Genomic DNA, 25,788 nt, shown 5'->3' on the forward strand with positions numbered 1-25,788 from the left:
GGATAGTCACGTCGGGGAGATCCGAATTGGGAACCCTCATCTAGAACCTTTGCGAATGTTTCGATCTCTTTGGCCACCCTGTTGGATTGGCCGTCGGGGGGCGTCTAGTTTTTCGCCATGCCGACAACGTCGCGCGAAGTTGAGCCGAGACTTCGGTGGGTGATCCTCTTCTAGATCCTGCTCTTGCGTGCGGTCGCTTTCCTGCACTAGTGGCCCTCTGTTCGGCGGAACGAGAGCGCCCGCAATGGCGAGCCAGCTTTGGAGATACACACACGAGCGGCGAGCTGGCCTTGCGGCAACTCGCGTTTCGCTCCATTGAACTGCGCGACGAATTCGGTCAACTCAGCACCAGTGCGTTGAGGTTCTCCCGGAAGTCCTTTAGCGGGGGGAAGCCATCTTGACTTCGGCAAAATCGAAGTCGCGAGGACTTGCCTCGGCGAGCAACTCAGCGAGCTCACGACGGACGAGGACCTCCCGGAAGTTGTTCCAGCCGTCCCCGAACCGCTCAGGGCTCGCCGCGATGTCGACATCGCCGAGGGGCGGCTCGATGCGAAACGGAGGAAGGAGCGCAACGGCGACCGGCATCCATCTCCACCGGTTGCAGCCTGGGCACCGTGCCCCGGCCGAGCCGTGGCGCGCAATCGCCGCGATACGAAGCTCGTCAGCGTCGAACCACTGAGTGCCGACGGTCGGAATCACGATTTGCTGCGCACTCCCCGGCGAGAACCCACGCCATTCCACCGGCCTGAGGTCAACCGGGAAACGTGCGGCGACCTCGTCAGCGAGCGACTGCTCGAGGCAGATGGTGTCGTACTGCCCATACGGCACCCATGCGCCCGAGATCGTTGCCATGCCCTTGCGCTCGAGGGTGAGCGCGCCTTGCTGTTCGCGCAGGGGCATCCCGCAGTCGCGACACCACCCGTCCTCACCAAACATCGGGCCCAGGCCGTATGACGAGTCTGGCCACGGCCACCCACGGTTGCGCTTCATTCCCAGCGAGACGAACTCGTTCAACCCAGCCCCAATGCGTCGCGAATCTCCGGATAGTCAGCATAGATGCTAAGTGCGGCGTCTTCGATCTCTCCCCTGGTCGCTTTCGCCGAACGTCTTGCGAGCAGCACGCAGACCGAGGGAGACCACCGCGAAAAAGCCTTGCCTAAGTGAGGAACGACTAGTACCATTCTGCGCAGTGGTCCCCGGATCGGCGGCCCCGTCAAGAGGAGGCGTTATGCCAACCGTGATCGCCCACCACGATGTGAAGGACAAGGATCATTGGCTTGCCTCCCCGAAGCGCGAAGAGGTCTTCGGACCCCTCGGCGTCACTAACATTCGGACGTTCGTCGACCCTCAGAACCCGACGCGAGTCGCGGTACTGATGGACGTTGCTGACTTGGATGTCCTCATGGCTGCGATGCAATCCGAGGCAATTGCTGAAGCGATGGCCTACGACGGCGTGCTGGGCGAGACATTGGTGATTCTCGTCGAGGCGTAGGTTCTTTTCCCCGGAACCGGGTGCGCGAACACTGTTTTCCGGGCTGCAGCCTCACCTCGTGTCGCGATGGACGGACGATCGCCGGACGCGATTTCGCCACTCGCGAAAGCGCGCGCGAGACCACTTTTTGACCTGATCGGGTGTCCGTAAGCGGAACCCCCTACGGGACGCTTGCGTTCGCAGAGACCGACGGAGAAGTACGCTAGTTCGCTGCGCAATCAGCGACCCAACGAAGGCTGTTAAGTCCTGGTGGCGCCAGGCACCAGCGGGCCATCTTGGCCTTGCAGTTATATCTGCAAGGATCTAGACTGAAGAACGAGGCCGCGCAACGCGCCGCCTCCACGGGCCAGATCCATCAGTCGGATCTGCGGCCACGTCGAGAAGAGAGAAGTGTTGTCATGGCGCCCAATGTGCTTGTAAACGGATCCCTTCTCGTGGATGAAACAGTCCGCCGCTCTGCCGAACTCTTCATCGCGCAAGCTCATGATCGCAACATCACCACGGCCTCGTTGACCCTGGATGACGGCACGACTGTTCAGTTGGACCGCACCTTGGCCGAACTTATGCAGTTCGTCATTCGAACGTTGCCTTCGGGCGCAGTGAACGTGCAGTCGGTTCCTTCTGAGATGACGTCAACGACCGCGGCAAGCGTTCTTGGGATATCCCGACCTACGCTCATGAAGTTGGTGCAGGACGGCCTGCTCCCCTCGCACAAAGTGGGAGCACATCATCGCTTCAAGCACGCGGACGTCGCCATCCTCGCGGAGGCTCGCCGTGCTGCTCGATTGGATGCCTTCACCAAGCTTCGTGAACTCGATGACAGCCTCGAGGGGGCAGAGTAGAACAAGGGTGAAACCCAAGTCCACGCTGGAGCGATAGCGTGGACGCGTGCACCACGTATTCGTCGACTCCAACGTACTGGGAAGCCGCACCCTCTACGACTGGCTATTCCTGCTGCGCAGCCAATCCAAGATGTTCAGTCTGAGCGCGACTCCGGACGTGCTTGACGAAACGCATCGCGTGTGGCGACGGAAGCATCCTTCGGCGGGCGGAGAGCTGCGCAGAAACCGCGAAAAAGTCTTTCGTGAGAACTTCGACGAAATCCTCGAGGACTGGACCGGTGGCGAGGCCCCAAACCTGAGGGACAAAGACGATCAGCACGTTCACAATGCGGCCGTTTACAGCCACGCAGACATTCTGCTCACAATGAACATCAAGGACTTTGGCGACCCGGACCTGCTGCCGTATGACCTATATACGCCCGACGAGTTCTTCTGCCTGGTAGAGAGCAGCCACTTGTTTGTTGTCCGCGAAGTCACTCGGACGCAGAACACCTATTGGCAGAGCCGACGCGCCAAAGGCGACCCGGTGACGAGCCTGGCCGAAGCGCTCGAAAAAGCTGGTTGTCCAAAATTCGCGGCAATCGTTGCTGAACACCTTCGGGTGCTGTCGGGGCCGATCTAGCCAATGCTGTCGTTGGGATCCCACAGATGGTGGCGCGGTTCACGTCCATGCGGTGTATGCCCATGCCGCCTCACAAGAGCTCTACGGTGCGTCGATCACGTCTGGCGCAGGTTGCCGGCGTCGGTGGCAGCACCACACGCGACTTCTGACGCCGACCACCCGTTTGTGACCCTGATATTGAGGCAGTTCGACCAAGCTGCCGACTGCTGGTCTTTGAGCACGAACTCCATGGGTCAACTTTGAGCGGCATCGACGCTGAACTCTTGTTGCGCTGGAACGCACCTGATCTGACATGACCACGTCAACGAAGTGACGACAGTCTCAGACGATCTCGGAACACATTCTGCGGGCCGCTGACACGCTTGGCAGACGCCCGCTCCCTCAGGGACGTCCATCCGGACACCTAACCATTCGATCGCTAGCTATGGATCCGTTCCCGAAAGGGGAACGTTTAGAGCGACAGTTCGGGAGAACATCTCGAAAATGGAGAGATTCCGAACGATATCGAGCATCAGCTATCTCGGCCGGGTGGCCCCACGGCTACGCGGTTGTGGCTGGGCTCACATACAGCGATACCTGCAGGGGCTCCCCGGGGGCAGCACTGCTTAGCGACAACTGATAGTCATAGCCGTCCTCAACGCCACGCCCGATGCACATAATGGCGCGTCCGCCGTTGTTCGCTGGCCGTTCGCACAGCCGATCCACAGTAAGGGTCACATCCGCCGCAGCAGCGGTCTGAACTAGGTCTTCGGCGGTCACCACCTCACCCGCTTGCGCTTCCCACCTCCGGGAAATGCTCGGACATGGGTTGGTGCTCACACACAGGAATTGCTCGCGTCGGACAATGTCATCCAGCACCTTCCAGTCCGCGGGAATTGCTAGTCGTGACACCTGCACAACGAGTTCCTCGGTGACCCTGTCTTCGATGGACCTGACAAGGATGGACGCGGCGACCGCAAGGGCAACAATGCCAATCAAAATCGCACCAAGAATTTTCTTAACGATGTCCCCCGCTCCAGCCACCATTCCCGCCTGCCGCTGCTGATAGCAGTTGCCAGCAGCGTATCGGGTGGGCGGGCTTCAGCTCATCATCAAGGCGGTCACTGCGCGTTTGTAAGTCACGGTCACGTCGCCCAAGCGAGACAACGCCGGATGCGGGAACCAACGCAGGTGGACGTGCATGGTTCGCGTGCGGTGCCGGCAGCCCCTTCAGCGCAACGGACTGCGGGATATGTGTCCGGCCGACCACAGAGCCACTTATTGACACATGTTGGATTCACTGCGAAGTTGTAAGAAGTTCCTGAACGCGGGTGTGGGTGTTCATCACCCAAGGCGTCGGAACGCGCACTGCCGCAACGAGGGGGAAATAAGCATGATGCAAGAAGCAATGGTCACTGGTAAACAACGCCGAGTCGGACCCCTACTGATCGGGGGAGGGGTGTGCGCCCAAAGCATTGGAATTAGTCTCCTGCTGCTGGCCACTATGGCGGTGTTTGGTCTCGATCGTTCCGGGTACCCGGTGGTGAGCGGCCTGGGGCACCCAGCCTGGATTCTCCTTGGAGCTCTTTTGGGTGCGATCGGTGGCCTGGTTACCGGGTACGGGTACTTCCTGGTGCTTCGCCTCCTGGTGCAGGTCAATCCCACACGAACTGCAGTCGCGCCCGCTGGCGTGTGAGGTCCTGCCACTGCGGCCCTCGAAGCTCACTGGCGCACCGCGCTGTCATTTGAGCTGACACGTCTGAGTCCGCGGGTCCATGATTTGGAGCTAGCCCTTCCGGGGTGTCACGTCCCACAAGAGGGACCCTGACCGGCGCAAGTTCCACGAAAAATCTCCGAACCAAAATTAGCTTGTTTCTGCAACCCCCGAATTCCCGTAAGACCCGCCCGCAAAAATGCCCGGTGAAGGGGTGCTAACCGGTACATTCAAACACCATGACCGGACTCCTCATCGGATACGCCCGCGCATCCACCAACGACCAAGACCTCACCGCCCAAAAGAACACTTTAATAGCGCTTGGGGTGACGCCGGAGAAAACTTTTACCGACCAAGGCCTCACCGGTGCCAACCGGGCACGGCCCGGTCTCAAGGAAGCGATGGCTGCCTGCCGCGCCGGGGACACCTTGGTCGTGACCAAGCTCGATCGCTTGGCCAGGTCCCTGCGCGATGCGAAGGACATAGTCGGGGCCTGAGCAGTAATCGCGCGAAAACGTGCGGCAAGGCCGACTGTTTTTCGTCATTGATTCTCGACACGAGTTGTCGAGGCGGTTTCGGCTCTGATTCTCTGCGTCGGCAGGCCTTCCTTTGCCGTCACGTGTCCCCAAGCGCGGCTTACCGCACGATCCCGTTCCATTACTACTCACGCCCCAACCCCTTGCCCGCCGCCGCCGAGAGTAGTGCGAAAGCAGAGGATCGCCAGAGTCGACAGTCGCGGTCGACCGGATCGACCGAGTCAGCCGGCGACCGGCTCGTCGGTTCCCGTGCGCACCCGCAGGATCGTTTCCCAACCGACGACGCACGCGAGCACCGCCGTGGTCATCGCCGCGAGCACGAGCGGCGACAGAGGGAATGCAAGGCCGAACAGCACCAGAAGCGCTGCGACGCCGGCCAGATGCGAGATGAGCAGATCCCGAGCGACGACCCAGCGGAACAGAACGAGCCCCACGAGATAGAGAACCGGCCCGCCGACGAGCGTGACGGCCGTGGCCAGGCTCACGGCGGCATCCGGATGCTTCAACACTTCCTTGTCGGCGACGGAGCTCAGCACGATCCCCGCGATGATGATCGCGTGCACATAGGTGTATGCGAGGCGAGCGATTCGGCCGGGGGCCGGGGAAGACGCGATGGCCCGGCTCCCCACTCGCTCGCCGTGGTCGAAGTAGAGCCACCACATCGCCACGCCGCTGGCGAACGCGAGAAGCAGGCCGAGCGCGCCGTCCACCGTGATGGACTGTTCGACGAACGCGAACCCGGTCACGAGGAACGATTCCCCGAGCGCGATGATCACGAACAGGGCACTGCGTTCGGCGATGTGGGGGCCGGAGACCTCCCAGTCGTCGGTCGTGGACCTGCCCATTCCCGGTACGCGGAAGCCGAGGCTCGCGGAGAGGTATTCGATCGCGAGGGCAACGCCCCAGAGCGGAAGCCGGAACTCGAATGGAAGCAGGGCGCCGAGGACCCAGAAGACGCCGGCGACAGAGAGCCAGACGAGCATCCGTACGAACGTGCGGTGCAGCGCCCGATCGTGCCGGGCGAGCGCGAGCACCATGAACCCGGTGCGTCCGAGCTGCAGGGTCACGTAGGCGAGCGCGAAGACCAATGCTCGGTCGCCGAACGACTCGTAGATGGAGGTGCTCATCACGAGGCCGATGAGCGAGAGCCCGATAATGACGCTCCGCACTGGCAAGCGCACGGGGTCGAGCCAGTTGGTCACCCAGGTCGTGTAGATCCAGACCCACCAGAAAGCGAGCACGAGCACGGCGGATTCGAGCGCGCCGGCCAGCGACTGGTTGTCATAGAGGAACCGGGAGAGCTGGGTGAGCGCGAGGATGAAGATCAGGTCGAAGAACAGCTCGATGTAGGCGACGCGGTGGGTGCGCTCCGAATCAGCGGGCCGGAGCAGGTTCTGTCGGATGCCGAAGGCCGCCTGGGACGTCTTGGTCGGTGAGGTCACGGCCTATTATCTCTTGCATCGGGGGCAGCACCTAGCGTCCCCCGGCTCGGAAGCCCCTTGACGCTGCTTCAGGTGCGGTGGAGGCTGTGGGCATCCGAGCGAAAGGATGCGTCATGACCGTTGTTGAGGAAAGCGTTGTCATTGCCCGTCTGCCCCAGGAGGCCTTCGAATTCGTCACCGCCCTGGCGAAGATTCCGGGCAGGGACGCTTCCGTCAGATAATGCTACAAATAACGCCCACCAGTGAAGAATCGCGGTGATAACGATTCTTCCCTGGTGGGCGCGGCGTCCGACGCCTGAGTCTTCAGGCGAACGGCGGTGGTGTCTAGTGCTCAGCGTCCTTGGAGTGCTTGGCATCCTTGGCGGCCTTGGAGTGCTTGGCGGCCTTCTCGGCCTCATGCGCTTCGTGCCGGACAGAATTGCGGGCGTGGGCGGCGGCAGAGATCGCCTTGCCATGGCTGTTCGCTTCCGTCTCGGCAGCATCGTCAGAGCGGTCCTCGCTGTCGTCCGTGTCTGCCGGGACGACAATCGGGACATCCGTCGGGCTGACGTCGTCAGCGTCGTCAGCGACCGGAGCGGGAGTCTCGGTCGGAGCAGGGGCCTCGGTCGGGTCAACGGGGGCCGGGGTGTCGGTTGGGTTCGCGCTAACGGCCGTTACCGTGGCGTCCATCTCGGGCAGGGTGCTCGCCTGCGCGGCGCCAATGGTTCCTCCGACAATCAGCACAAGTGCCGCAGTTGAGCTACCGATCCAGAGGGAAGTCTTCTTTTTCATACTACGAACTGTGGCAGTAAAACCGCTCACAAGATAGTCCGCCCTTGGGGGGGACGTCGGCTGTCACCCCGGCATCTCTGGAGAATCAGCCGTGTAGGTACCGCCGGCCTTTTTCGTGACGCCGCGCCGATCGAGGGGATGATTTCCCGGGTGGTTCCCGAGACCACGAGGTCTGCCCGGTCGCGGGTCGCCTCGATCAACTCGGCGTTCTTTCCACTGATTTGTGCCGCCCACGCCACTGCGGCGTCGACGCTGCGGCCATGCCCGGTGTGCTATTCGTCTTTAGCTTCGCCGATCGGCTCAGCGCTCGTGGTGCGGCTCCCCCGCGCGTACTTGTCGGCCAATTCAGACCAATGCGCAGCCGATGAGTCGCCGGCCTCTGCGAGCCTGGCGCTGAGTTTTCTGAGCGCGGTGCTCTCAACCGGGACGTTGGCGCTGATCGCAAAGTCGTACCAGTACTTCGCCAACGCGAGCTGGTTATGTCTGACCAGCAGTGCCGCGTACATCGGCATCGCCGGAGCATCCCCCCTGTGTGCAGAAGCTCCAATCTTCTGGTGGCGCGTTAGATGAGCCTTGTCCAGGTTCTTTGCCTTGGAAAGGGAACGGAGCGCCCCATCGTCCATCATTGCGGCCTGCCCACGCTTCGAATCGCAGAACCAGGCATCGGCAACGTCAGATCCCGCGAAGTCTGCTCGCAGGAGGGTGGAGCGCTCAAAGTGCGCCGATTGCAGTTTGGCGCCAGCGAAATGCGCCTCCTGCAGGTTCGCTCCCTTGAATGTTGCTGCCACGAGACGCGCCTTGCGAAAGTCGGCTCCGACGGCATTTACTCCGTTGAACCGTGCTTCGTGAAGGTTCGCTTTGATAAAGCTGGCTCGTGTGAGGTTGGCCCCGTACCCGCGAACTCCCCGTGGAGCAATAAACCCGTCGAAATCTGACTGTTTGAGTCCGGCGAAGGCAATATCGACGGGAACCCCCCGAAGCTCAAGCTTGCGGACGCTCAGTCGGGTCAGCAATAGAGCCCGCGACAGGTCCAGTTTCACGAGCTTCACTTTGCGATCGACTATTGCTCTCAGGGCTGCTTCGAGGTCGTTCACGAGCACACCCGCGATGACCGGGTCGGACTCGATCTTCAGGTTCGCGATGATCACTTGGAGTAGGTCGACGTGCAGATCGGGGCTGTCAGGCCCCAGGAACGCACGGAGTGCCGCGGCAGCATTGACCCGCATCTCTCGTGTTCCCGATCCGAGATTACTCACCGCTCGGGCCAATTCCTCGTCGTGCCGCCGACGCTGCTCCGTGCGCCGGTCGCTGCGCTGCGTGCGCAACGTAAGGAAGAGTCCACCGGCGGCGACCAGCACCGTCACAAAGGGAGCCCAGGCCAGCAGATCGTTCTGCCATCCGGCGTTACGGTCGGTCGTCTCCTGGATGCCCTGAATCTCTGCCTTGAGCTTGATCAACTCCAGTTCGCTCAAACTCTGCGAGGGGACCGCACCGATCTCGACCGAACTTCCGGATCCGGACGCCGCGCAGCCTGACAGCGCGAGAGCAAAAAACAACACGAGGGTGACGCGAAACGGCGCCGCGCCCCGCGCGTGCCCCTGGTGACGCTCCACGAGTCTCATGGCACCGATTATGCCCCCAGGCTTGCTCTTCTCACAGCCCTATTTTGTGGCTAAGATCGCGGCGAGGTCAGGGAGTCGCTCCTTTTTAGTGTCTGGCATGTTTCGATGGCCAGTGCCGTTCGTGCATTCACGTGCGCGATGCGCTCCCTGACTCCATCACTTGATGGGGTGGTTCGACTGGCAATTCAGGAAAACGCTGTTGACCCGCGCGTTCAGGTGTCGAGGGGCCGTCGTGTGGCGTGATCAGTCGTTGAACACGTGGTTTGTAAGTACAAATTCCGCTATCGCCAGCGCCGACGTGGCTGCCGGGGATGGCGCGTTCCTGAGAAGAGTCACCGGTCCAATCTGATCAACGGCGAAATCATCGAGAAGAACTCCATCCTTGCCCCATGCTTGCGCGCGAACACCAGCTGCGGTTTTGGAGGTGAGATCCTTCATTTGCAGTTCGGGTACGAACCGAGCAGCTTCACGGAAATACAGCGGCTTGAAGAGCGAAGCCGCAATTTCCTTTGCTCCCATCCGCCAATGTTGCTGAGCCAAGGCACGCGCACCGGGCCACGCCATGGATTCCCACGTATCGCGAAGAGAGATCTTGCTCCAGTTGTAGCCTTCACGTGCCAGCGCGGGAACAGCATTCGGTCCAACGTGTACGTCGTCGTACACTCCGCGAGTGAAGTGAACTCCGAGAAACGGAAATCGAGGATCCGGAACTGGGTAAATCATTCCGTTTACGAGATGCTGCTTATCGTTCGAAAGACCCCAGTACTCTCCTCTGAACGGCAGAATCCGTGGGCTCGGTGACGCACCAACCATACGAGCGACCACGTCGGATTGGAGCCCAGCGCACACGATTAATCGATCAAACGATAATTCTGCGGCCGTCGTGATTACTTCGATCCGCCCCAGCTGTTGTTTGATCTCAAGGACTTCGTGCCCAAGCAAAATGGTTCCACCGGCCATTCTGACGTCTTCCGCCATCGCTTCGGTTATCGATGCATAGTCCACGACAGCCGTATGGGGAGAGTGCACAGCTGCGACACCGCCAACATGCGGTTCGATGTCACTCATCTCAGATCGGTTCAACCGCCGCAGTCCCGGCACGCCGTTCGCCACCGAACGAGCCTGGATCGCATCGAGCCGAGGAATCTCTTCGTCGGTGATCGCGACCACCATTTTCCCCACCTCGCGAAATGGCAGTCCCTTGCCCTGACAGAATTCCTTCGTCATCTCGCGCCCGGTTGAGCAGAGAATGGCTTTCAGAGAACCTGGTGCGTAGTAAAGGCCGGCGTGCACCACTCCAGAATTGTGCCCGGTTTGGTGCATGGCTACCCGATGCTCCTTCTCCACAACGGTGACTCGAATGCCACGTTGTGCAAGAGAACGGGCAATTGCGATTCCCACAATCCCTCCGCCGACAACGCCAACATGCTCTGTCATCGCCTACCGCCGCCCTACAGAACGCATCGTCCGTTGTGACAACGCGGGGACATTTTCTTCAGACAGGAAGATCATTGTCGATTTCTCCTTTGTTAGGTCGGCACGATTCGGAGTTCCGGGCGTATCTGCTGTTGCCCACGTGAATGAAGGTAGCTCCAGGTAAATGCTGTGGGCGGTCTCAGATTTCCCTTGCTCCCTGCGTTGCCCGTGGCCTGAACCGCCCGGCAGTGGGCGCTACGCAAACCGGCGCGGAACGCATTGATGAATTGCGCTCACTATAGGGCACGGCGCACACCGATTGCTTCGCGAGTGTCGGCAGAAATCGCCCTATTCTCAGTGGGCTCTGACACCGCGGGTGTGACGCACTAAAATGGGTTCCGTCCAGAAAACATGAACTAAACGGATCGCGTCGATCCAAAAGGAGGCCGCGGGTGCCGATCACGCGGACCGTGCTGGAGCGGGCCGAACACCATCCCGACCAGCCTGCGATCGTCGGGGAAGACGGCCAGCTGACGTACTCGCAGCTCGTCGAAAATTCTCGGCGCATGTTCGCCGTCGTGGATGCCCTGCACCGGGCGCAGCCCTCGCCGCCCACGCCGGCTCCGGAAACTCGCGGCATCCCGATCACAGCCGTGAGCATCGCATCAGCGTTCCACACATCGCGCATCATCGCGGGGCTTGCGGGGTTCAGCGGCGTGTCGGCGACCATCGACCCGCAGTGGCCGCTCGAGCACCGGATCAGGGTCATCCTCACCACGGGAATCGGTGTGGTGATCAGTGACTCAGCAGACCTCGCCGAGGCCCTCACCGCGCGCGGGTGGACGGGCACAATCATCACTCTCACCGATTTCATGCACAAAGAGACATATGCCGCGCCGGCAGCCGGCCCGACGGTGCGGGTCGACGAGGAACCGTTCCTGCTGCTGTTCTCGTCGGGCACCACGAGCAACCCCAAGGCGTTCCTGAAGACGCGGCGCCAGTACCGCGAGAACTTCGCGGTCTCCAGCGCGCACCTGGAGCCTGGGCCTGGCGCCGCCACGCTCGCGCCCGGACCGGTGTCGTACAGTCTCACCCTCTACGCGCTCATCGAAAGCCTCGCCTCCGGCGGCAGCGCCCACCTGGCGGACGCGTTCGATCCGGTGGAGCTCGGCCACCGCGTCCACGACGAGAAGATCTCCCGCGTCGTGGCCGTACCCGCCGTCGTTCAGGCGCTGGTGGATGCCGCCCGCCGCGGCCCGGACCGCTTCACGACGCTCGAACTGGTCGTCACCGGCGGCGCCAACCTGCCCGCAATCCTCCGCACGGGTCTCGCCGAGGCGCTACCGCACGTGCGACTGATCAGCTATTACGGGGCCGCTGAGATCGGGTTCATCGGCGACAGCCGCGGCGGCGATGGCACCCGCATCAGCATCTACGAGAGCATCGAAGCGAGCATCCGAGATGACCATGGCGCCGAGGTAAGCGACGGCGAGCCGGGCACGTTGTGGATCCGCGCCGCCGCATGCTCCGACGGGTACCTCCCCGGAACGACGGATGCGACGCTGAAGGGCCCAGACGGCTGGGCGACCGTGCACGACCACGGCCGACTGGTCGACGGCGCGCTGGTGCTGGCGGGCCGGGCCGGGGACGTCGCCGTCACGGGCGGGCACAAGGTGACGTTGCCGGATGTGGAGCGCGCCTTCGAGGGGATGCCGCACCTCGGCGCGGTCTGCGCCGTAGCACTCCCCCACGAGCGGCTCGGCACCGTCATCGCTCTCATCATCGAGGGTGAGGCGCCGGGCAAGAGCGAACTGCTGGCCCGCGCACGGGAGAAGCTGGCCCCGCAATTCGTGCCGCGCCGGTGGTACCGCCTCGCGCGGATGCCGCGTACCGTCGGCGGCAAAATCCGCCGCACGGCGACCGCCGAACTTGTCGCGCGGGGAGAGGCGGTGCGGCTGTGACCGATCGGCGCCGCGCGGTGATCACGGGGCTCGGGGCGATCACCCCGAGCGGCCTGGACGTAACAACAATGTGGGATGCCGTTGTGCACGGCCGCAGCGCCATCACGACGCTCGATGATCCCGAGTTCGCGAACCTGGCCGTGCGCATCGGCGGGCAGGTGCGCGGGTTCGAGGCATCCACCGTCCTGGAGCCGAGCCTCGCCCGCCGACTCAGCCGCAGCCAGCACTGGGCGGTTGCGGCCGCCGACCAAGCAATGGCGCAGGCTGGCTGGACGCCCGGCACGACAGATTTGCCGTGGGATCCGCACCGGTTCGCGGTGATCGCCGCCACGGGCGCGGGGCCGGTCGATGCCATGCAACGGGCCACCCGCGACCTCGACCAGCGGGGTCCGCGGGCGGTGCCGCTCACGCTCGCGATCTACGGCGCGCCCGACGCGGCCGCCTCCGTGCTCAGCCAGCGCTACCAGGCGTTCGGTCCCGCGCAGGGCATCTCGGCGACGTGTGCCAGCGGAGCGATCGGTCTCGGCGAAGCGATGCGCCGCATCCGCCACGGCTACACCGACGCGGTCCTCGTGGTCGGTGTCGAGGACTGCCTGAACCCCGTGAATCTCTCATCGAACGCGAACATGCGTGCGCTGGCACACGGGTATGAGCACGACCCCGCCGCCGCCTCCCGGCCCTTCGACCGGGCGCGCTCCGGCTTCGTGATGTCGGCGGGGGCCGCCGCCATCCTGCTCGAGTCCGAGGAGAGCGCCCGCGCCCGTGGCGCCGTCACGCTGGCGGAGCTGGCCGGGTTCGGAGCAGCCAGCGACGCGTACCACTCCACCGCCCCGCATCCGCAGGGCCGTGGAGCGGCGCAGGCCGTGCGCGACTGCCTCGCCGACGCGGGCCTGACGCCGGACGCCGTCGACCACATCAATGCCCACGGCACCGGCACTCCGGCCGGCGACGCCGCCGAACTGAACGCGCTCGAAGCCGCGCTCGGCAACCGTGCCCACCGCATCCCGATCAGTGCGACCAAGTCCAGCATGGGCCACCTGCTCGGAGCGTCGGGGGTCGTGGAGGCGATCATCGCCGTGCAGTCGCTGCGCGACGGGATGCTGCCGCCCACGCGCAACCTCGACGACCCCGATTTCGAGGGCTGGGACTTCGTGGCCGGCCAAGCGCGCAGCCAAAGTATCAGTACGGTGCTGTCGAACTCATTCGGGTTCGGCGGGCACAACGGCGCGATAGTGATCACACGTGGGAATGAATAACGAAGGAGCACACATGCCAGACCGGGAAACCCGACACGCAGAGTTGGCCGAGAAGTATCTGCCCGAGGACCTGCTGGAACGATTCCGTGAGCGCGCCGACGTGTACGACCGGGAGAACCGCTTCTTCGACGAGGATCTCACCGAACTCATCGCGCAGGGGTATCTCACCATGTTCGTGCCGAAGACCTTCGGCGGCGCGGGACTTTCCCTGGGCGAGGTGTCCCGGCTGCAGCAACGTCTGGCCACGGCCGCTCCGGCGACGGCCCTCGCGGTGAACATGCACCTCATGTGCACCGGGGTCGTGCGTGCAATGTTCGAGCGCGGCGACCGTTCGCTGTCGTACGTGTTCGATGAGGCGATGACCGGCGAGATCTTCGCGTTCGGGGTGAGCGAGCCTGCGAATGACTGGGTGCTGCAGGACTCGAACACCGTCGCCCAACCGCAGGAGGACGGCGGCTACCTGCTGACCGGGGTCAAGATCTTCACATCGCTGTCGCCGGTGTGGACACGCATGATCACCCACGGGCTGGACAGCACGGATGCCGAGAATCCGACGCTCGTGTACGGATTCGTCGAGCGCTCGGCCGACGGCATCTCGGTGTCTGACCAGTGGGATGTGCTCGGCATGCGCGCGTCGCAGAGCCGGGCGACGATCCTGAAGAACGTGCGGATACGGCCCGAGAAAGTCGCCCGCAAGATCCCGACGGGACGGCACCCCGACCTGCTGACGTTCGCGATCACGAGCCACTTCCAGCTGCTGATCGGGTCGGTCTACGCCGGGGTTGCGCGGCGCGCCCTCGATCTGGGCGCGCAGGGGCTGAAGAGCCGCCAGTCGGCCAAGAGCGGCACGACGTACGCCGAGGTGCCGGAGTTCCGGGCACGCCTGGCCGACGCGCTCATGGAATACATGGCCGTGCCGGCGCAACTGGACACCTACAGCCGCGACTTCGACGACCTCGTCGACCACGGGGCCGGATGGCCATTGCGGTTGGTCAGCGCACGCATCAACGCGGCGACCGTTGCGCGGCACGCGGCCGAGACCGCGCTGATGTGCGCGGGCGGTGCCGGGTTCAACAACAATAACGAGCTCAGCCGCCTGTTCCGGGATGCCACGGCCGGCCTTTTCCACCCGCCGAGCGCCGACGCCGCCCGGCCGATGTACGCGGCCGCGTTACTCGACGACAACTGACCGGAAAGGCAACGCCTGCTGCCCGGGAACCCCGAAAGCGCTCTCATCGTCCTCGGCCGCGACCTGTGCTGTGGGACGACTTCTCCTCGCGGCGCTGCCAGAGCCGCCGCAGCCCGTTCCCGAGCGAGCCGATCAACATGAAGGCCGAGCCGACGACGAACAGCGACACGGCAAGCGTGTAGTACTGCTCGAAGGCCTTGTAGAACAGCACCGAACCCACGACGAACAGCAGGTTCCCGATGATACCGACGGCGGTGTGGATGTGCTCGTAGTCCTGGACGAGGGTGCGGATCATGACAAGACTCATCCGGGGCTCCGATCAGCGTTTGCGGGACCCAGCCTCCCGCTGCTGCCCTCACTGCGAGCGTACGCTTCCTCTGGAGCACCCTGAGGCCGAGCTGGTGGGCGACCAGGACCCTAGCGCAGGCCACCTGCCGGGCATTGCCCCGACCGGCCATGAGCCGTGGTGTTTGCGTTGCCGGTCATTCCTACCGATAAACGATCCCACCATCGATGAGTACGGCCTGTCCCGTCATGTAGTCGGAGTCCGGCCCGGCGAGGAACGAGACGAAGTTCGCGACGTCCTCAGGAGTCTGTGCGCGTCCGAGGGCAATACCCTTGACGAACTGGTCGAACGTTGCGCCCTTCTCGGCACCGGTCAGTTCGGCAAATCGTTCGTCGATGGTCACCCACATGTCTGTGCCAACGACGCCGGGGCAATAGGCATTCACGGTGATGCCGTGCGTTGCGTACTCCTTGGCGGCCGACTGGGTGAGCGCGCGGACCGCGAACTTCGTGGCACTGTAGACGCCCAGCATTGCGAAACCTTCATGTCCGGCGATGGAAGAGGCATTGATGATCTTGCCTTTCACTCCGCGTTCGATGAACTTCTTTGCGGCTGCCTGGATACCCCAAAGCACTCCCTCGACGTTGACGGAGAGAATCTGCCTGACGGAGTCGGGGTCGACTTCGGATATTGGGGCCACCTGGGCAATGCCAGCATTGTTGACGATGATGTCGAATCCACCGAGCTCGGCTTCGGCCGTGTCGATGGCGGCATAGATCTGATCACGGTCGCTGACGTCGGCAACGATCGTGGCGGCCCTCCTGCCAATCTGCTCGATCTCTTTGGCGACTATCGCAATCTTTTCATTGTTGATGTCGACAAGCGCGATATTTGCACCGTCTTTGGCCAGCCTGAGGGCGATGGCTCGGCCGATGCCCTGACCTGCGCCGGTCACGAGGGCGGTGACAGGTCGGGACGTGGGTTCGGGGATGTCATCGATGCGGATGTCGCCGGGACCGTCGATACGTTCAGCGTTCATGAGTGGATCTCCCTGAATTCGTTGGTGAGGGACTGATCGTCGGGAGCATCGGCGGGAGGCTTGCTCAATCCGACGGACTCGAACCCGATGACAGACAGCTGGGACGACGAGCCAATTCCCGGTTCCGTAGCAGCCGCCCGGATTTTGACTCGCATCACAAGTACATGCCTCAGGGGGTTACAGGTGGGTTGCACCGGCCTCCCTCACGTCCGCGAGCTGACGTCCAAGTTCGTCGGGCACGCCATAACGATCAGCTTCGACCCTGGCGATATCTCGGAGATCCGGGCCTGCGACCACGACACCGTCAGCTGCGTCCCCGTCGACGGCGTCGTGCCCTCGTCTCGCGGTGCGTCCCCAGCGCAGAGACCACGCCAGCTCACGGCGGAGCTCCCCCCGAACTAGGGCGTCCACCACGGCCGCAGCGGCAGGTCGCCGACGCCGCCACCGTCACCAGGCTTGACCGCCAGCACCTGGTGCAGCTGGATGCCACCGGTCTCGAACGCGAGCCGTGACCCGGCCATGTACAGGCCCCAGACCTTCGCAGTGTTCAGCCCCACTTCGGCGACCGCCTCATCCCAGTGCTCGACGAGGTTGGCGCACCAGTCGCGCAGTGTCATCGCGTAATGATGGCGCAGGTTCTCCTCGTGCAGCACCTCCAACCCGACATCCTGTGCCGCGCTGATGATGCGGCCCGAGCCGGTGAGTTCCCCGTCGGGGAAGACATAGCGGTCGATGAACCCGCGGGTGGACGGTTCGGATCGGTTGTCCGGCCGGGTGATGCAGTGGTTGAGCAGCAGCCCGGCGGGGCGCAGCCGGGATTGCAGGAAGTCGAAGTACGAGGGATAGTTGCGCACGCCGATGTGCTCAAGCAGCCCGATCGACGACACGGCGTCGAAGCCGGTCTCCTGGATATCGCGGTAGTCGCCGTAGCGAACCTGGGCCAGATCGGTCAGGCCCTCCTCATTGATTGCCCGCTGCGCCCACGCGGCCTGCTCTTGCGACAGCGTCACGCCCGTGGCATCGACGCCGCGGCGGGCGGCATAGCGCACCATGCCGCCCCAGCCGCACCCGACGTCGAGCAGCCGGTCGCCCGGCTTCAGGCGCAGCTTCTCGAACACCAGCCGATATTTGTTCTCCTGCGCCTCATCCAGCGATGCGTCGGGGCGCGGATAGCACGCGCAGGTGTAGGTCATCGACGGCCCGAGCACCCACTCGTAGAAGGTATTCGATACGTCGTAGTGGTGGTGGATCACTTCGGCGTCTCGGGTCTTGCTGTGCCGGAGTCCCCCGACAGCGCGGCGCCAGCGGGGCTGCCACTCCTGCGGCGGCGGTGCGATCGGGAGCAGGTGCTGGGCTCCGACGGAGCGGATGATGTTGGCCGTCACTCGCGGCGGCAGCTTGAAGACCAGCTCGCCGGCGAGCGCCCTGAGGAGTTCGTAGGGGTCACCCGGGTGCACCCCGTGTACCTCAAGGTCACCGGCAATGTAGGCACGGGCAAGGCCCAGATCGCCGCGGCCGGTGGCCAGATACGTCGTGCCCCGCGGCGTCTTCAACTCCAGACCGAGCGGTGCATCGACCGGGCCAGCGGAACTCCCGTCGTAGGCGGTGAATCTCAGCGGGAGCCGCCCGCCGGCCATGATCTCCAGGATCTCGGCGAGGGTGAGCTTCCCCTCCGTGTCCGGCCTCTTTGCGCGTTCTAGCTTGCCCGGCCCGTGTTCCTTGAACGTGGTCATTGTCGTTGCACCGCCTTGGCGTAGAGATCGAGGAGACGTGAATCGGGGTCGTACCGCTTCTTCACGGTCCGATAGGTTTCTCCGCCATACAGTTCGCCGAACTCCTCCGGGGAATAGTAGGAGTCGGAATACAGCGACTTGTGCCCGTGGAGTTCGCTGACCTTGCGCTCGATCAGACGGTTCGTCTCCCCTTCGCTTGCCCCCACCGGCACCGTCGACCAGAAGCCGACGTTGACATAGGTCTGCTGCGGCCGGATCGGGTAGAGCGGCCAGCCGTCGCCCTGCAACCGCAGCGGGCACAGCCAGATCGGCTCGATTGGCACGCTGGCAAGGAACCAGTCCAGGAACTCTGCACACCGTTCGATCGGCACCTCGATGTCCTGCACGACGCGCTCGCGTGGTGGACGGCTGTTGAGGCGCTCGATGCGATTGCCGATGTGGAATCGTTGTTCGTAGCGCATCAGCTTCGAGTAGAAGCTGCTGCGCCGAAGCGTTCGCGGCCACAGTCGGCGGATGCGCGGACGCTGCGCGCCGAACGCCTCCGAGCACCAGAACCAGTCCGTGTCCCAACGCCACAGGTAGTCGTGAATCGTGAGCCGGTCATCCTTGGTACCGTTATCGTGCGCGATGGAGCGGTAATAGATCTGCTGGCCGGTGTAGTCGCTCACCGGGCCGGATGCCGCGGTCTGCGTGCCCAGACAGAGGTAGCTCTCGTCGGTGCTGAACACCACGCCGTCGAGGTAGTCCACGTGAATACCGTCCACGCCACCGGTCGCGATGATGCGGTCCATCGCGGCGACCAGATCGGTGAGCGAGTGGAACCGCAGATGGCGGAGTGCGACGAACGGTTCGACGGGCTCCAGTTGGATGCGCAGGCGCACCGCGTAGCCGAGCGTGCCGTAGGAGTTGGGGAAGGCGCGGTAGAGGTCTTCGTGCTCGATGGGCGAGACGGTGACCACCTCGCCCGCGCCGGTGAGGATATCCATCTCCAGCACCGACTCGTGTGGCATGCCATTGCGGAAGGATGTCGACTCGATGCCGAGGCCGGTGACCGCGCCGCCCAGCGTGATCGTCTTCAGCTGCGGCACCACCAGCGGCGCCAACCCGTGAGGCAGCGTCGCGGCGACGAGATTCTCATAGGTGCACATGCCGCCCACGTCGGCCGTGCGCGCTTCCGGGTCGACGGCGATGACGCCCGTCAATCCCGACGTATCGAGGCCCCTGGCGTTCGGCTTGGCGCGTGACCGGAACAGGTTCGAGGTGGGCTTGGCGAGCCGAACGGAGGCCGACGACGGGACCGCCCGATAGCTCTCCAGGAGGCGCTCCACGCCGACGGCGTGAGCGGTCTGTGCGTCTAGCGCGAGAGGGGACACGCCACCACACTAGTCCTGGGTCACTGCGACCGCACCGGCTGACTGTGACGTGAAAATACTCTGCGTGAAGAGCCCGAGCGCGGCCTGTCGGAAAGCCGGGAAACCCGGAAGCCCGATTGCCTAGAATCCAGTGGGCTCCCTCTCATACTCATGCTCCGCCGGCCGGCCGGTCGATCGTGGCGCACATGTGCTGGTCACGGACGTTCGTCACCGCGCTCCATAATGCGGTAGTAGTCTTCGGCCTCCGCGGTGACCTCCGCGCTCTGGGCAGCATCGAGGGCTTCCTCATCGTCGACGGCCCGCGCCTAGGCGCGGCGGCGCACCTCGATCAGCAGGGCGACACCGTCGGCCTCACAGGTCTCCGGCACCAGCCGGGTGCTCCAGGCGTACCGCGGGGGATCTTCCCCGTAGGGCACGAAGCACCGCCACGCCCGCAGCGCATCCGGCACGGCATCCGGGGCGTTGACTTCGAGCCAGCCGATAATCTCGCGCAGCGAGTCCCAGAGAGAGTACACGTCAAGTCCGTAGAAGCCCACGCGTTCCCCCGCGGGCCTGGCCAGGTTGCGCTCGCGCAGCCAGCCGAGGAACTCGGCTACCTCGTGGTTCGCCCACATCCAGGTGGGCCATCGTTCGAACCGGGCGAGCAGGGTGTATGCGTCGAGGTCGCCCGCGGTGCCCAGGGGACGCGCCAGGGACCGGATTTCCGCCGCGATCTTCGCCGGGGTGGCGTCGTGACCCGGCGCCGCGTTCATTGCTTGTCCCGGGCGGGTCGCCCGTCGGCGCGCGGCGAGAGATGGTCGGTGAACCAATCCCGGGCCAGGGCTGCTGCCTCCGCCAGGGTGCCCGGCTCTTCGAAGAGGTGCGTGGCACCCGGTACGACCGCGAGGTGGTTGGGGCAGCGCAGCTCGACCTGGGCCCGACGGTTGAGGTCAAGCACCTCCTGGTCGGCACCACCGACGATCAGCAGCGTCGGGGCCTGCACCTGGGCCAGCCAGGGACCGGCCAGGTCCGGGCGGCCGCCACGCGACACCACCGCGCCGATCCGCGCGCTGGAGTGCGCGGCCGCCCAGAGTGCCGCCCCGGCTCCGGTGCTCGCTCCAAAGTAGCCGACGGCGAGTGATGCGGTTTCGGGCTGGTTTCCCACCCACTCGGTTGCCCCGGCGAGCCGGTCTGCGAGCAGCTTGATGTCGAACACATTGGCGCGGCTCGGTTCCTCCTCCGGGGTGAGCAGGTCAAGCAGCAGCGTCGCCAGGCCCGCCTCGTGCAACACTTCGGCGACGAACCTGTTGCGGGGACTGTGGCGGCTGCTACCGCTCCCGTGGGCGAACAGCACCAGGCCGGTGGCAGCCGGGGGAATTCGCAGATGCGCGCCGAGGTAGACCTCGCCGACGGGGATCTCGATCTCCGCGTCGGTTTCAGCTCCTGACGACTCTGCCGGATCCGTCGTTCCTGCGGCGCCTGCGGACGGCCGCCCCGCGGCGGCGAGCAGCCGGATTACCTCCTCGTCGCTGGTCGGGGAGAAGTCGACGTAATGGTTGCCGACCGCGATCAGCTGCCGAGGTAAATGCACGCAGACGACCTCGTCGGCGCCCGGCAGGTTGCGGATGGTTTCGGCGGGGGCGACCGTCACGCCCAATATCACCTTTGCGGCTCCGAGCCGGCGGGCCACCTCGCACGCCACGCGTGCGGTCGAGCCCGTCGCGATACCGTCGTCCACGATGACGGCAATCCGACCGGTCAGGTCGATGCGCTCATGGCCCTTCCGGAACAGGGCCATTCGGGCGTCGAGCTGTGCCCGCTCTCGTTCCTCTACGGCACGGAACTCCTCCTCCGTGACTCGCGCCATCGAGAGCACCTCGTCGTTGAGTACCCGCACCCCGCCCTCGCCGATGGCCCCCATCGCCAGTTCGGGCTGGATCGGGACCCCGAGCTTGCGGACCAGAATCACGTCCAGGGGCGCCCCCAGTGCTGCCGCCACCTCCGCGGCCACGGGAACACCGCCTCTGGGAAGCCCCAGGACCACCACATCCTGCCCGCGCAGGAACTCCAGCTGCTCCGCCAGTTGGCGGCCGGCATCAATACGATCAGCGAATACGACCATCGTTCCGCACCTCCTCAACCCCGCCATAGTCGCCCCCCTTCTGCTTCGACGCTAGGGCTTCGGTTGCTCCCGCCGGATTTCGGCGCTAGAACGGCGGTCACGTCAAGCCTCTGACAGTCCGCGCAACCCCGCGCACCCGTGACACATCGCCGAGAAATTCGGACCATTCGGTAGCGACGTCATTGATCGTGACCGGTCCGGCCGCATCGCGCGGCACAACCTAGACGGCAACAGCTGTGCGGGGTAGCCTCGCGGCATGAATACCAGGAGCACCGGGTCCCGGCACCGCATCGCCGATTTGCTCGCCGTCTTGTTCCTCGGCGACGGTGTCATGTGGCTGCTGCTGCCGAGCCTGCAGATGGAAAGCTGGCTGTCCGGTTCCGCGCGCTGGCGCGCCACGATACGGTACTTCGCTGACCGACCGTGGTTGCCCCGGATCATCGGGACCATCGAAATCTTCACCATACTGTGGTGGGTGCGCAAGCGGAGTCGCTGAACCGCCCGCGAAGACGCTCTCGTGGCTCTTCTCCACGGGTGAGGTGACGTGCCCCCTTGTTTCGTTGAAGCATAAATGGAATGAATAGACCACAAATCATCACTTTTACTGTGCTTCTCTTGACGGGACGATGGGTAGATGATTCCGACACAGACCACCTTCTGGTATTCGAATCCGACCGCCCGCTCCTGGCGAACTTCAGCACCCGAATCTGCCGTGCCATTTCATCGCAGCCTTGACGGCTACACGCCGACTCCCCTGGTTGGCCTGCCGTCCCTCGCCGCAGAGCTGGGAGTCGGTCAGGTGCTGCTCAAGGACGAGTCCAACCGACTGGGCCTGCCCGCCTTCAAAATCCTTGGGGCGTCGTGGGCCGTTTGCAGGGCACTGTGCCAGCGTTACGATCTGGACCCCGAGGGGATGACTGTCCCCCGGCTCAAGGGATTCATCCGCACCAACGTGGGCGTTGCCGAAGCGCCGGTGCTCGTCACGGCCACTGATGGCAATCACGGCCGAGCAGTAGCCAGGATGGCAGCGCTGTTGGGCCTGGTCTCGCGGATCTACATCCCGGCGGGTCTGAGCTCATCTGCGATCGACGGCATCAGGAGCGAAGGTGCAGACGTGGTTGAAACCGATGGCATCTACGACGATGTCGTCACCCTGGCGGCGGAATCCACCGAGGGCGAAGCGTTGGATGTACTGATTCAAGACACAGCGTGGGAGGGATACATGCAGGTCCCCCAATGGATCGTTGACGGGTACGGCACGTTGTTTGGCGAAATTGACGACGCACTTCAGGAGCTGCACGTGGCCGGTCCGGATCTGGTCGTCTGCCCTGTCGGGGTAGGTTCCCTGGCCCAGGCACTGGTGGAGCACTACCGGACCGCCGGAAATGCGGCCCCGGCACTTCTGAGTTCCGAACCGGACACCGCCGCCTGCATTGCCCAGTCCTTATTGACGGGCAAACCCGTCGTGGTGGCCACGACCTACCCGTCCATCATGTCAGGACTCAATTGCGGCACACCCTCTGAACTGGCCTGGCCCGCGCTCAGGGCCGGGCTCGATGCCGCCGTCAGCGTCTCCGAGTCCGAGTGCCGCCAGGCAGTCCTGGATCTCCAGCATCTGGGCCTGGACGTGGGGCCGTGCGGTGCGGCCTCCCTGGCCGGCGTTCGAACCGCCGTGGCTCGTCCGGAACGCCGACAGCAGTTGGGCCTGGATGGAAACTCCGTGATCGTCCTGGTCAGTACCGAAGGCCTGGCGGCAAACCCACTCCGATGACAGGATCCCTCCCCAGGGAAACCAGCGAAAACGCACTGCCGGTAGTGTCAGGCCCCGGGTTTAATGGACACCCGGCCAGGGGTTCGCTAGGCGAGGTACGGCGTGATCTTCTCCGGGCGCATCGACGCGGGCAGGGAGAGGCCCTCGTCCGGCCAGGCCTGGTCGCCGCGCCCCGAGCGCGCGGCCGCGAAGAATGAGCCGCGCACCACGTCTTCCCGGACGCCGTGCCCGCCCTCGTCGAGGTGGCCGTGATCGGTCGTGATGCCGACCAGCCAGTCCTCGTCTTCGCGGGCGGCACGCGTGCTGATCGCGTGCAGCAGGGTGCCGAGATGCGCGTCGATCCGGCTCACCGCGACCAGATACTCCGCCGAAACACCACCATAAACGTGCCCCGCCTCATCCACCTCGCCCAGGTAAACGAAACTCGCAGCCGGCCCGAACTGGTCCAGGTATATCCGTGACATGTCGGTCACCTCGGTGTCTGCCCGCCGATATCCATACATTTCGCCATCGCGCACGATGACCTTGTGCACACCGGCGTTTTGCTGGTCGAGGCGGGGACTGATCACGGGGCCGGGTCCGGCCGTGTCGGCCAGTGGGGGCCAGTGGGGGCCAGTGGGGGCCATCCGCTCGCCACGTAACTGGTCACCGGCTGGTCAGCGAAGTAGGCACGACTGAGCAGGTCGGCATTGCGACCAAGCGTGTGAACGTGGAAGGAGTTGTCGAACACATGGTGCTCAGCGTGGGTCGCCCCGGTGAGGATCGACGACCAGCCCGGCCCGGCCCGGCCCGGCCCGGAAATCGTGGGCACCCCCATGGTCATCGGAGCCAGGCGCCCGCGCCCGAACAGCTGGGCGTCACGCGATGGCACATCAACCCGAATCGGGTTCGACAGTTGCGCAAACAGCACGGTCAGGCTCGAGATGGCGCCGCGCAGCGTGAGCGCGGTGATAACACCGGTGGCGTTCGACGGCCCGTCGTGCGCTGGGCGGATGCTGATGTGCTCGGGCCGCACGAGAAGGTCCACAAGGTCACCGGCACTGTGCCCCACCGTGCCCAGCGCGTACTGCTGGGCCAGCACCGCCACTTGGCCGGAGCGCGTGACCCGGCCGGGAATGCGATTGACCACCCCGATGAACGAGGACACAAAGGCTGTCGCGGGCCGACGGTACACCTCATTCGGCGTGCCCACCTGCTCGACCCGGCCGGCACGCATCACGGCCACGCGGTCGGCCATGCTCAGCGCCTCTTCCTGGTCAGGTGTGACCAGCACGGTCGTCGTGCCCATTTCCTACTGGATGCGCCGGATCTCTTCCCGAAGCTGCACCCGCATCTGCGCGTCCAGCGCGGAGGGTGACCTCTGCACTGATGCCGGTCATGAGGCACTCCTTACGTTGGGGGAACTGGCCGCGGCAACAGCCGGCGGGCGGGAGGTACGGCGCCGACGGGACAATCCGGGGCCGGTGAGCGCCGACAGCAACAGCAAGGTGCCCACGATGGTGATAAGCGAGAGGCCGGCCGCCGCTCGAGGATGGTCCTGCCCGATCTGCACCAGGAACACCAGGAACACCGGGAACGTCGAGTGCAGCAGCAGGGTGGCGAGCACGTATTCACCGAGCACCATCGTGAACGAGAGCAGCGCCGCGGTGACGAACGGCAGCGTGAGCATCACATAAAACGGCACCAGGCTGTCCACGCTTGTCAGAAATCGGGGCACGGTCACCCGAAACGCCAGGTTGGCGCCGTTGACCAGGGCGACCGCGGGAACCACAAACGGAATCACCGACAGCGCCTCCGCGAGCGGCAACCACCGTCGCGCATGCAGGTGCAGCCAGACGAGCGTGGGAATGAGCAGCACGAACGACGCCACGGTGGTCAGCACGGCAAGCGTCAGGCTCTGCACCACTTGCAGGGCAAACCCCGAATCCGCCACGGCCTCCCGGATCGGCTCGAGCGAGAAACCCTGCTGGGGCAACGTGAAGCCAAACGAAGCGGATGCCACGAGCGGCACGGCAAACAGCAGCCCGGCCGTGACGAGCACGATTGCCTGGACAATGCTGCGGGAGTCCGTGCCGGCGCCGGTCATTGCAGCCACCGCGTCGTGCGTCGCGCCAGCAGGTGGCGCAGCACCATGGCGAGCGTGATCACGAGTATCATTCCGGTGGCCAGGGCGGCCCCAAAGCTCTGGTCGGTGAGCACGTTGCCCGAGATGAAGAAGCCGATCAGGATCGGCACCAGGTTGGCCCCGCCGCCGCTCAGGGCATACGCGGTCGCGTAGGCGCTGAACGAGTTCGCGAAGAGCAGCAACACGGCCCCTCCGATGGCGGGCGACAGAATCGGCAGGAGATTGTCGGTCAGGTAGCGCCAGCGGCCGGTCCCGAGACTCAGCGCGGATTCGCCCCGCTCTCGACGAATGCCCATGATGGCGGGCAGCACGAGTATCGCCATCAGCGGTACTTGAAAGTAGAGGTAGACAACGACGAGTCCCCCGAACGACGACACCGCGAAGGACTCGGTGAGGTCCCACCCGGTCGCGTCGAAGACGGCCATCGTGATGAGACCCTGCGAGCCGATGGCGGCGCTGAAGGCGAAGGCCAGCGGGATGCCGCCGAGCTGTGAGGCGACGACGGAATACGACAGCAT

General features: G+C 64.4%; 24 protein-coding genes and 1 pseudogene. 9 read left to right on the forward strand and 16 right to left on the reverse strand.

Annotated features, from left to right (window positions below):
* Window positions 1-378: 378 nt before the first annotated feature.
* Window positions 379-900: a hypothetical protein gene (locus EDD25_RS02045; RefSeq protein ID WP_134171817.1), complete on the reverse strand. Its 522-nt coding sequence runs from the start codon at window positions 898-900 to the stop codon at window positions 379-381.
* 328 nt (window positions 901-1,228) lie between these two features.
* On the opposite strand from EDD25_RS02045, the gene EDD25_RS02050 reads away from it, so the two are divergent.
* The 3 genes from EDD25_RS02050 (at window position 1,229) to EDD25_RS02060 (ending at window position 2,956) form a co-directional block, all read left to right on the forward strand.
* Entirely contained in the window at window positions 1,229-1,492 is a 264-nt protein-coding gene (locus tag EDD25_RS02050; protein ID WP_134171818.1) for a hypothetical protein, read from the forward strand.
* Between the two features lie 398 nt (window positions 1,493-1,890).
* Window positions 1,891-2,334, forward strand: coding sequence for a helix-turn-helix domain-containing protein (locus EDD25_RS17685; protein ID WP_198416078.1), 444 nt, complete (start codon window positions 1,891-1,893; stop codon window positions 2,332-2,334).
* Window positions 2,335-2,380: 46 nt separating this feature from the next.
* Window positions 2,381-2,956, forward strand: coding sequence for a PIN domain-containing protein (locus EDD25_RS02060; protein ID WP_134171819.1), 576 nt, complete (start codon window positions 2,381-2,383; stop codon window positions 2,954-2,956).
* 540 nt (window positions 2,957-3,496) lie between these two features.
* On the opposite strand, the gene EDD25_RS02065 is transcribed toward EDD25_RS02060, so the two are convergent.
* Entirely contained in the window at window positions 3,497-3,982 is a 486-nt protein-coding gene (locus EDD25_RS02065; RefSeq protein ID WP_134574359.1) for a hypothetical protein, read from the reverse strand.
* A 906-nt stretch (window positions 3,983-4,888) separates the two neighbouring features.
* On the opposite strand from EDD25_RS02065, the pseudogene EDD25_RS02070 reads away from it, so the two are divergent.
* Window positions 4,889-5,137, forward strand: a pseudogene (locus EDD25_RS02070) (recombinase family protein); the annotation flags it as partial.
* 269 nt (window positions 5,138-5,406) lie between these two features.
* Here EDD25_RS02070 and EDD25_RS02075 read toward each other — a convergent pair.
* The 4 genes from EDD25_RS02075 to lhgO all read right to left on the reverse strand — a co-directional run bounded on the left by EDD25_RS02075 (window position 5,407) and on the right by lhgO (window position 10,457).
* On the reverse strand, window positions 5,407-6,627 hold the full coding sequence (locus EDD25_RS02075; RefSeq protein ID WP_198418812.1) for a low temperature requirement protein A: 1,221 nt from the start codon (window positions 6,625-6,627) through the stop codon (window positions 5,407-5,409).
* A 324-nt stretch (window positions 6,628-6,951) separates the two neighbouring features.
* Window positions 6,952-7,398 (reverse strand): hypothetical protein, encoded by a 447-nt coding sequence (locus tag EDD25_RS02080; protein WP_134171821.1) that lies wholly within the window; start codon window positions 7,396-7,398, stop codon window positions 6,952-6,954.
* A 272-nt stretch (window positions 7,399-7,670) separates the two neighbouring features.
* Entirely contained in the window at window positions 7,671-9,020 is a 1,350-nt protein-coding gene (locus EDD25_RS02085) for a pentapeptide repeat-containing protein (RefSeq protein WP_134171822.1), read from the reverse strand.
* A 243-nt stretch (window positions 9,021-9,263) separates the two neighbouring features.
* Window positions 9,264-10,457, reverse strand: coding sequence for an L-2-hydroxyglutarate oxidase (gene lhgO, locus EDD25_RS02090; protein WP_134171823.1), 1,194 nt, complete (start codon window positions 10,455-10,457; stop codon window positions 9,264-9,266).
* Between the two features lie 431 nt (window positions 10,458-10,888).
* Between lhgO and EDD25_RS02095 the strand changes: the two genes are divergently transcribed.
* Genes EDD25_RS02095 through EDD25_RS02105 form a run of 3 tightly spaced genes read left to right on the forward strand, consistent with a single transcriptional unit; the run spans window position 10,889 to window position 14,842 of the window.
* The gene (locus EDD25_RS02095; RefSeq protein WP_134171824.1) at window positions 10,889-12,397 is read left to right on the forward strand and encodes a class I adenylate-forming enzyme family protein; all 1,509 of its coding nucleotides are present in this window, start codon (window positions 10,889-10,891) and stop codon (window positions 12,395-12,397) included.
* Entirely contained in the window at window positions 12,394-13,653 is a 1,260-nt protein-coding gene (locus EDD25_RS02100) for a beta-ketoacyl-[acyl-carrier-protein] synthase family protein (RefSeq protein WP_134171825.1), read from the forward strand. The genes EDD25_RS02095 and EDD25_RS02100 overlap by 4 nt, the downstream gene beginning before the upstream one ends.
* A gap of 13 nt (window positions 13,654-13,666) precedes the next feature.
* Window positions 13,667-14,842, forward strand: coding sequence for an acyl-CoA dehydrogenase family protein (locus tag EDD25_RS02105; RefSeq protein ID WP_134171826.1), 1,176 nt, complete (start codon window positions 13,667-13,669; stop codon window positions 14,840-14,842).
* A 43-nt stretch (window positions 14,843-14,885) separates the two neighbouring features.
* Here EDD25_RS02105 and EDD25_RS02110 read toward each other — a convergent pair whose 3' ends face one another.
* The 6 genes from EDD25_RS02110 to EDD25_RS02135 form a co-directional block, all read right to left on the reverse strand.
* A complete protein-coding gene (locus EDD25_RS02110; RefSeq protein WP_134171827.1) occupies window positions 14,886-15,149 on the reverse strand; it encodes a YrhK family protein in 264 nt (87 codons plus the stop codon).
* A gap of 181 nt (window positions 15,150-15,330) precedes the next feature.
* Entirely contained in the window at window positions 15,331-16,167 is an 837-nt protein-coding gene (locus EDD25_RS02115; protein ID WP_134171828.1) for an acetoin reductase, read from the reverse strand.
* A gap of 398 nt (window positions 16,168-16,565) precedes the next feature.
* Complete coding sequence (locus EDD25_RS02120; protein ID WP_134171829.1) at window positions 16,566-17,900, reverse strand: class I SAM-dependent methyltransferase; 1,335 nt, start codon at window positions 17,898-17,900, stop codon at window positions 16,566-16,568.
* A complete protein-coding gene (locus EDD25_RS02125) occupies window positions 17,897-19,228 on the reverse strand; it encodes an FAD-binding oxidoreductase (protein ID WP_241986244.1) in 1,332 nt (443 codons plus the stop codon). Before EDD25_RS02125 ends, EDD25_RS02120 begins: the two co-directional genes overlap by 4 nt.
* Before the next feature lie 350 nt (window positions 19,229-19,578).
* The gene (locus EDD25_RS02130) at window positions 19,579-20,025 is read right to left on the reverse strand and encodes an erythromycin esterase family protein (protein WP_241986245.1); all 447 of its coding nucleotides are present in this window, start codon (window positions 20,023-20,025) and stop codon (window positions 19,579-19,581) included.
* Window positions 20,022-21,374, reverse strand: a complete 1,353-nt coding sequence (locus EDD25_RS02135; protein ID WP_134171831.1) for a phosphoribosyltransferase family protein — start codon at window positions 21,372-21,374, stop codon at window positions 20,022-20,024. The genes EDD25_RS02130 and EDD25_RS02135 overlap by 4 nt, the downstream gene beginning before the upstream one ends.
* 256 nt (window positions 21,375-21,630) lie before the next feature.
* Between EDD25_RS02135 and EDD25_RS02140 the strand changes: the two genes are divergently transcribed.
* Together EDD25_RS02140 and EDD25_RS02145 are read left to right on the forward strand one after the other, a co-directional pair.
* A complete protein-coding gene (locus EDD25_RS02140) occupies window positions 21,631-21,870 on the forward strand; it encodes a hypothetical protein (protein ID WP_134171832.1) in 240 nt (79 codons plus the stop codon).
* 138 nt (window positions 21,871-22,008) lie between these two features.
* On the forward strand, window positions 22,009-23,145 hold the full coding sequence (locus EDD25_RS02145) for a diaminopropionate ammonia-lyase (RefSeq protein WP_134171833.1): 1,137 nt from the start codon (window positions 22,009-22,011) through the stop codon (window positions 23,143-23,145).
* 86 nt (window positions 23,146-23,231) lie between these two features.
* Here EDD25_RS02145 and EDD25_RS02150 read toward each other — a convergent pair whose 3' ends face one another.
* The 4 genes from EDD25_RS02150 to EDD25_RS17360 all read right to left on the reverse strand — a co-directional run bounded on the left by EDD25_RS02150 (window position 23,232) and on the right by EDD25_RS17360 (window position 25,788).
* Window positions 23,232-23,714, reverse strand: coding sequence for an alkaline phosphatase family protein (locus tag EDD25_RS02150; RefSeq protein ID WP_166671170.1), 483 nt, complete (start codon window positions 23,712-23,714; stop codon window positions 23,232-23,234).
* The gene (locus EDD25_RS18220; RefSeq protein WP_134171835.1) at window positions 23,711-24,433 is read right to left on the reverse strand and encodes an ATP-binding cassette domain-containing protein; all 723 of its coding nucleotides are present in this window, start codon (window positions 24,431-24,433) and stop codon (window positions 23,711-23,713) included. The genes EDD25_RS02150 and EDD25_RS18220 overlap by 4 nt, the downstream gene beginning before the upstream one ends.
* Window positions 24,434-24,520: 87 nt before the next feature.
* Window positions 24,521-25,231, reverse strand: a complete 711-nt coding sequence (locus EDD25_RS17355) for an ABC transporter permease subunit (RefSeq protein WP_166671142.1) — start codon at window positions 25,229-25,231, stop codon at window positions 24,521-24,523.
* Window positions 25,228-25,788: an ABC transporter permease gene (locus tag EDD25_RS17360; RefSeq protein ID WP_241986247.1), complete on the reverse strand. Its 561-nt coding sequence runs from the start codon at window positions 25,786-25,788 to the stop codon at window positions 25,228-25,230. The genes EDD25_RS17355 and EDD25_RS17360 overlap by 4 nt, the downstream gene beginning before the upstream one ends.

Origin of the sequence: Cryobacterium psychrophilum (assembly GCF_004365915.1) — a bacterium.
Lineage (GTDB): Bacteria > Actinomycetota > Actinomycetes > Actinomycetales > Microbacteriaceae > Cryobacterium > Cryobacterium psychrophilum.

Coding starts and splice junctions, on each gene's coding strand:
- EDD25_RS02045 (WP_134171817.1), bottom strand. CDS start 900: ATGCCCCTGCGCGAACAGCAAGGCGCGCTCACCCTCGAGCGCAAGGGC.
- EDD25_RS02050 (WP_134171818.1), top strand. CDS start 1,229: ATGCCAACCGTGATCGCCCACCACGATGTGAAGGACAAGGATCATTGG.
- EDD25_RS17685 (WP_198416078.1), top strand. CDS start 1,891: ATGGCGCCCAATGTGCTTGTAAACGGATCCCTTCTCGTGGATGAAACA.
- EDD25_RS02065 (WP_134574359.1), bottom strand. CDS start 3,982: ATGGTGGCTGGAGCGGGGGACATCGTTAAGAAAATTCTTGGTGCGATT.
- EDD25_RS02080 (WP_134171821.1), bottom strand. CDS start 7,398: ATGAAAAAGAAGACTTCCCTCTGGATCGGTAGCTCAACTGCGGCACTT.
- EDD25_RS02085 (WP_134171822.1), bottom strand. CDS start 9,020: ATGAGACTCGTGGAGCGTCACCAGGGGCACGCGCGGGGCGCGGCGCCG.
- lhgO (WP_134171823.1), bottom strand. CDS start 10,457: ATGACAGAGCATGTTGGCGTTGTCGGCGGAGGGATTGTGGGAATCGCA.
- EDD25_RS02105 (WP_134171826.1), top strand. CDS start 13,667: ATGCCAGACCGGGAAACCCGACACGCAGAGTTGGCCGAGAAGTATCTG.
- EDD25_RS02110 (WP_134171827.1), bottom strand. CDS start 15,149: ATGAGTCTTGTCATGATCCGCACCCTCGTCCAGGACTACGAGCACATC.
- EDD25_RS02115 (WP_134171828.1), bottom strand. CDS start 16,167: ATGAACGCTGAACGTATCGACGGTCCCGGCGACATCCGCATCGATGAC.
- EDD25_RS02120 (WP_134171829.1), bottom strand. CDS start 17,900: ATGACCACGTTCAAGGAACACGGGCCGGGCAAGCTAGAACGCGCAAAG.
- EDD25_RS02130 (WP_241986245.1), bottom strand. CDS start 20,025: ATGAACGCGGCGCCGGGTCACGACGCCACCCCGGCGAAGATCGCGGCG.
- EDD25_RS02135 (WP_134171831.1), bottom strand. CDS start 21,374: ATGGTCGTATTCGCTGATCGTATTGATGCCGGCCGCCAACTGGCGGAG.
- EDD25_RS02140 (WP_134171832.1), top strand. CDS start 21,631: ATGAATACCAGGAGCACCGGGTCCCGGCACCGCATCGCCGATTTGCTC.
- EDD25_RS02145 (WP_134171833.1), top strand. CDS start 22,009: ATGATTCCGACACAGACCACCTTCTGGTATTCGAATCCGACCGCCCGC.
- EDD25_RS18220 (WP_134171835.1), bottom strand. CDS start 24,433: ATGGGCACGACGACCGTGCTGGTCACACCTGACCAGGAAGAGGCGCTG.
- EDD25_RS17355 (WP_166671142.1), bottom strand. CDS start 25,231: ATGACCGGCGCCGGCACGGACTCCCGCAGCATTGTCCAGGCAATCGTG.
- EDD25_RS17360 (WP_241986247.1), bottom strand. CDS start 25,788: ATGCTGTCGTATTCCGTCGTCGCCTCACAGCTCGGCGGCATCCCGCTG.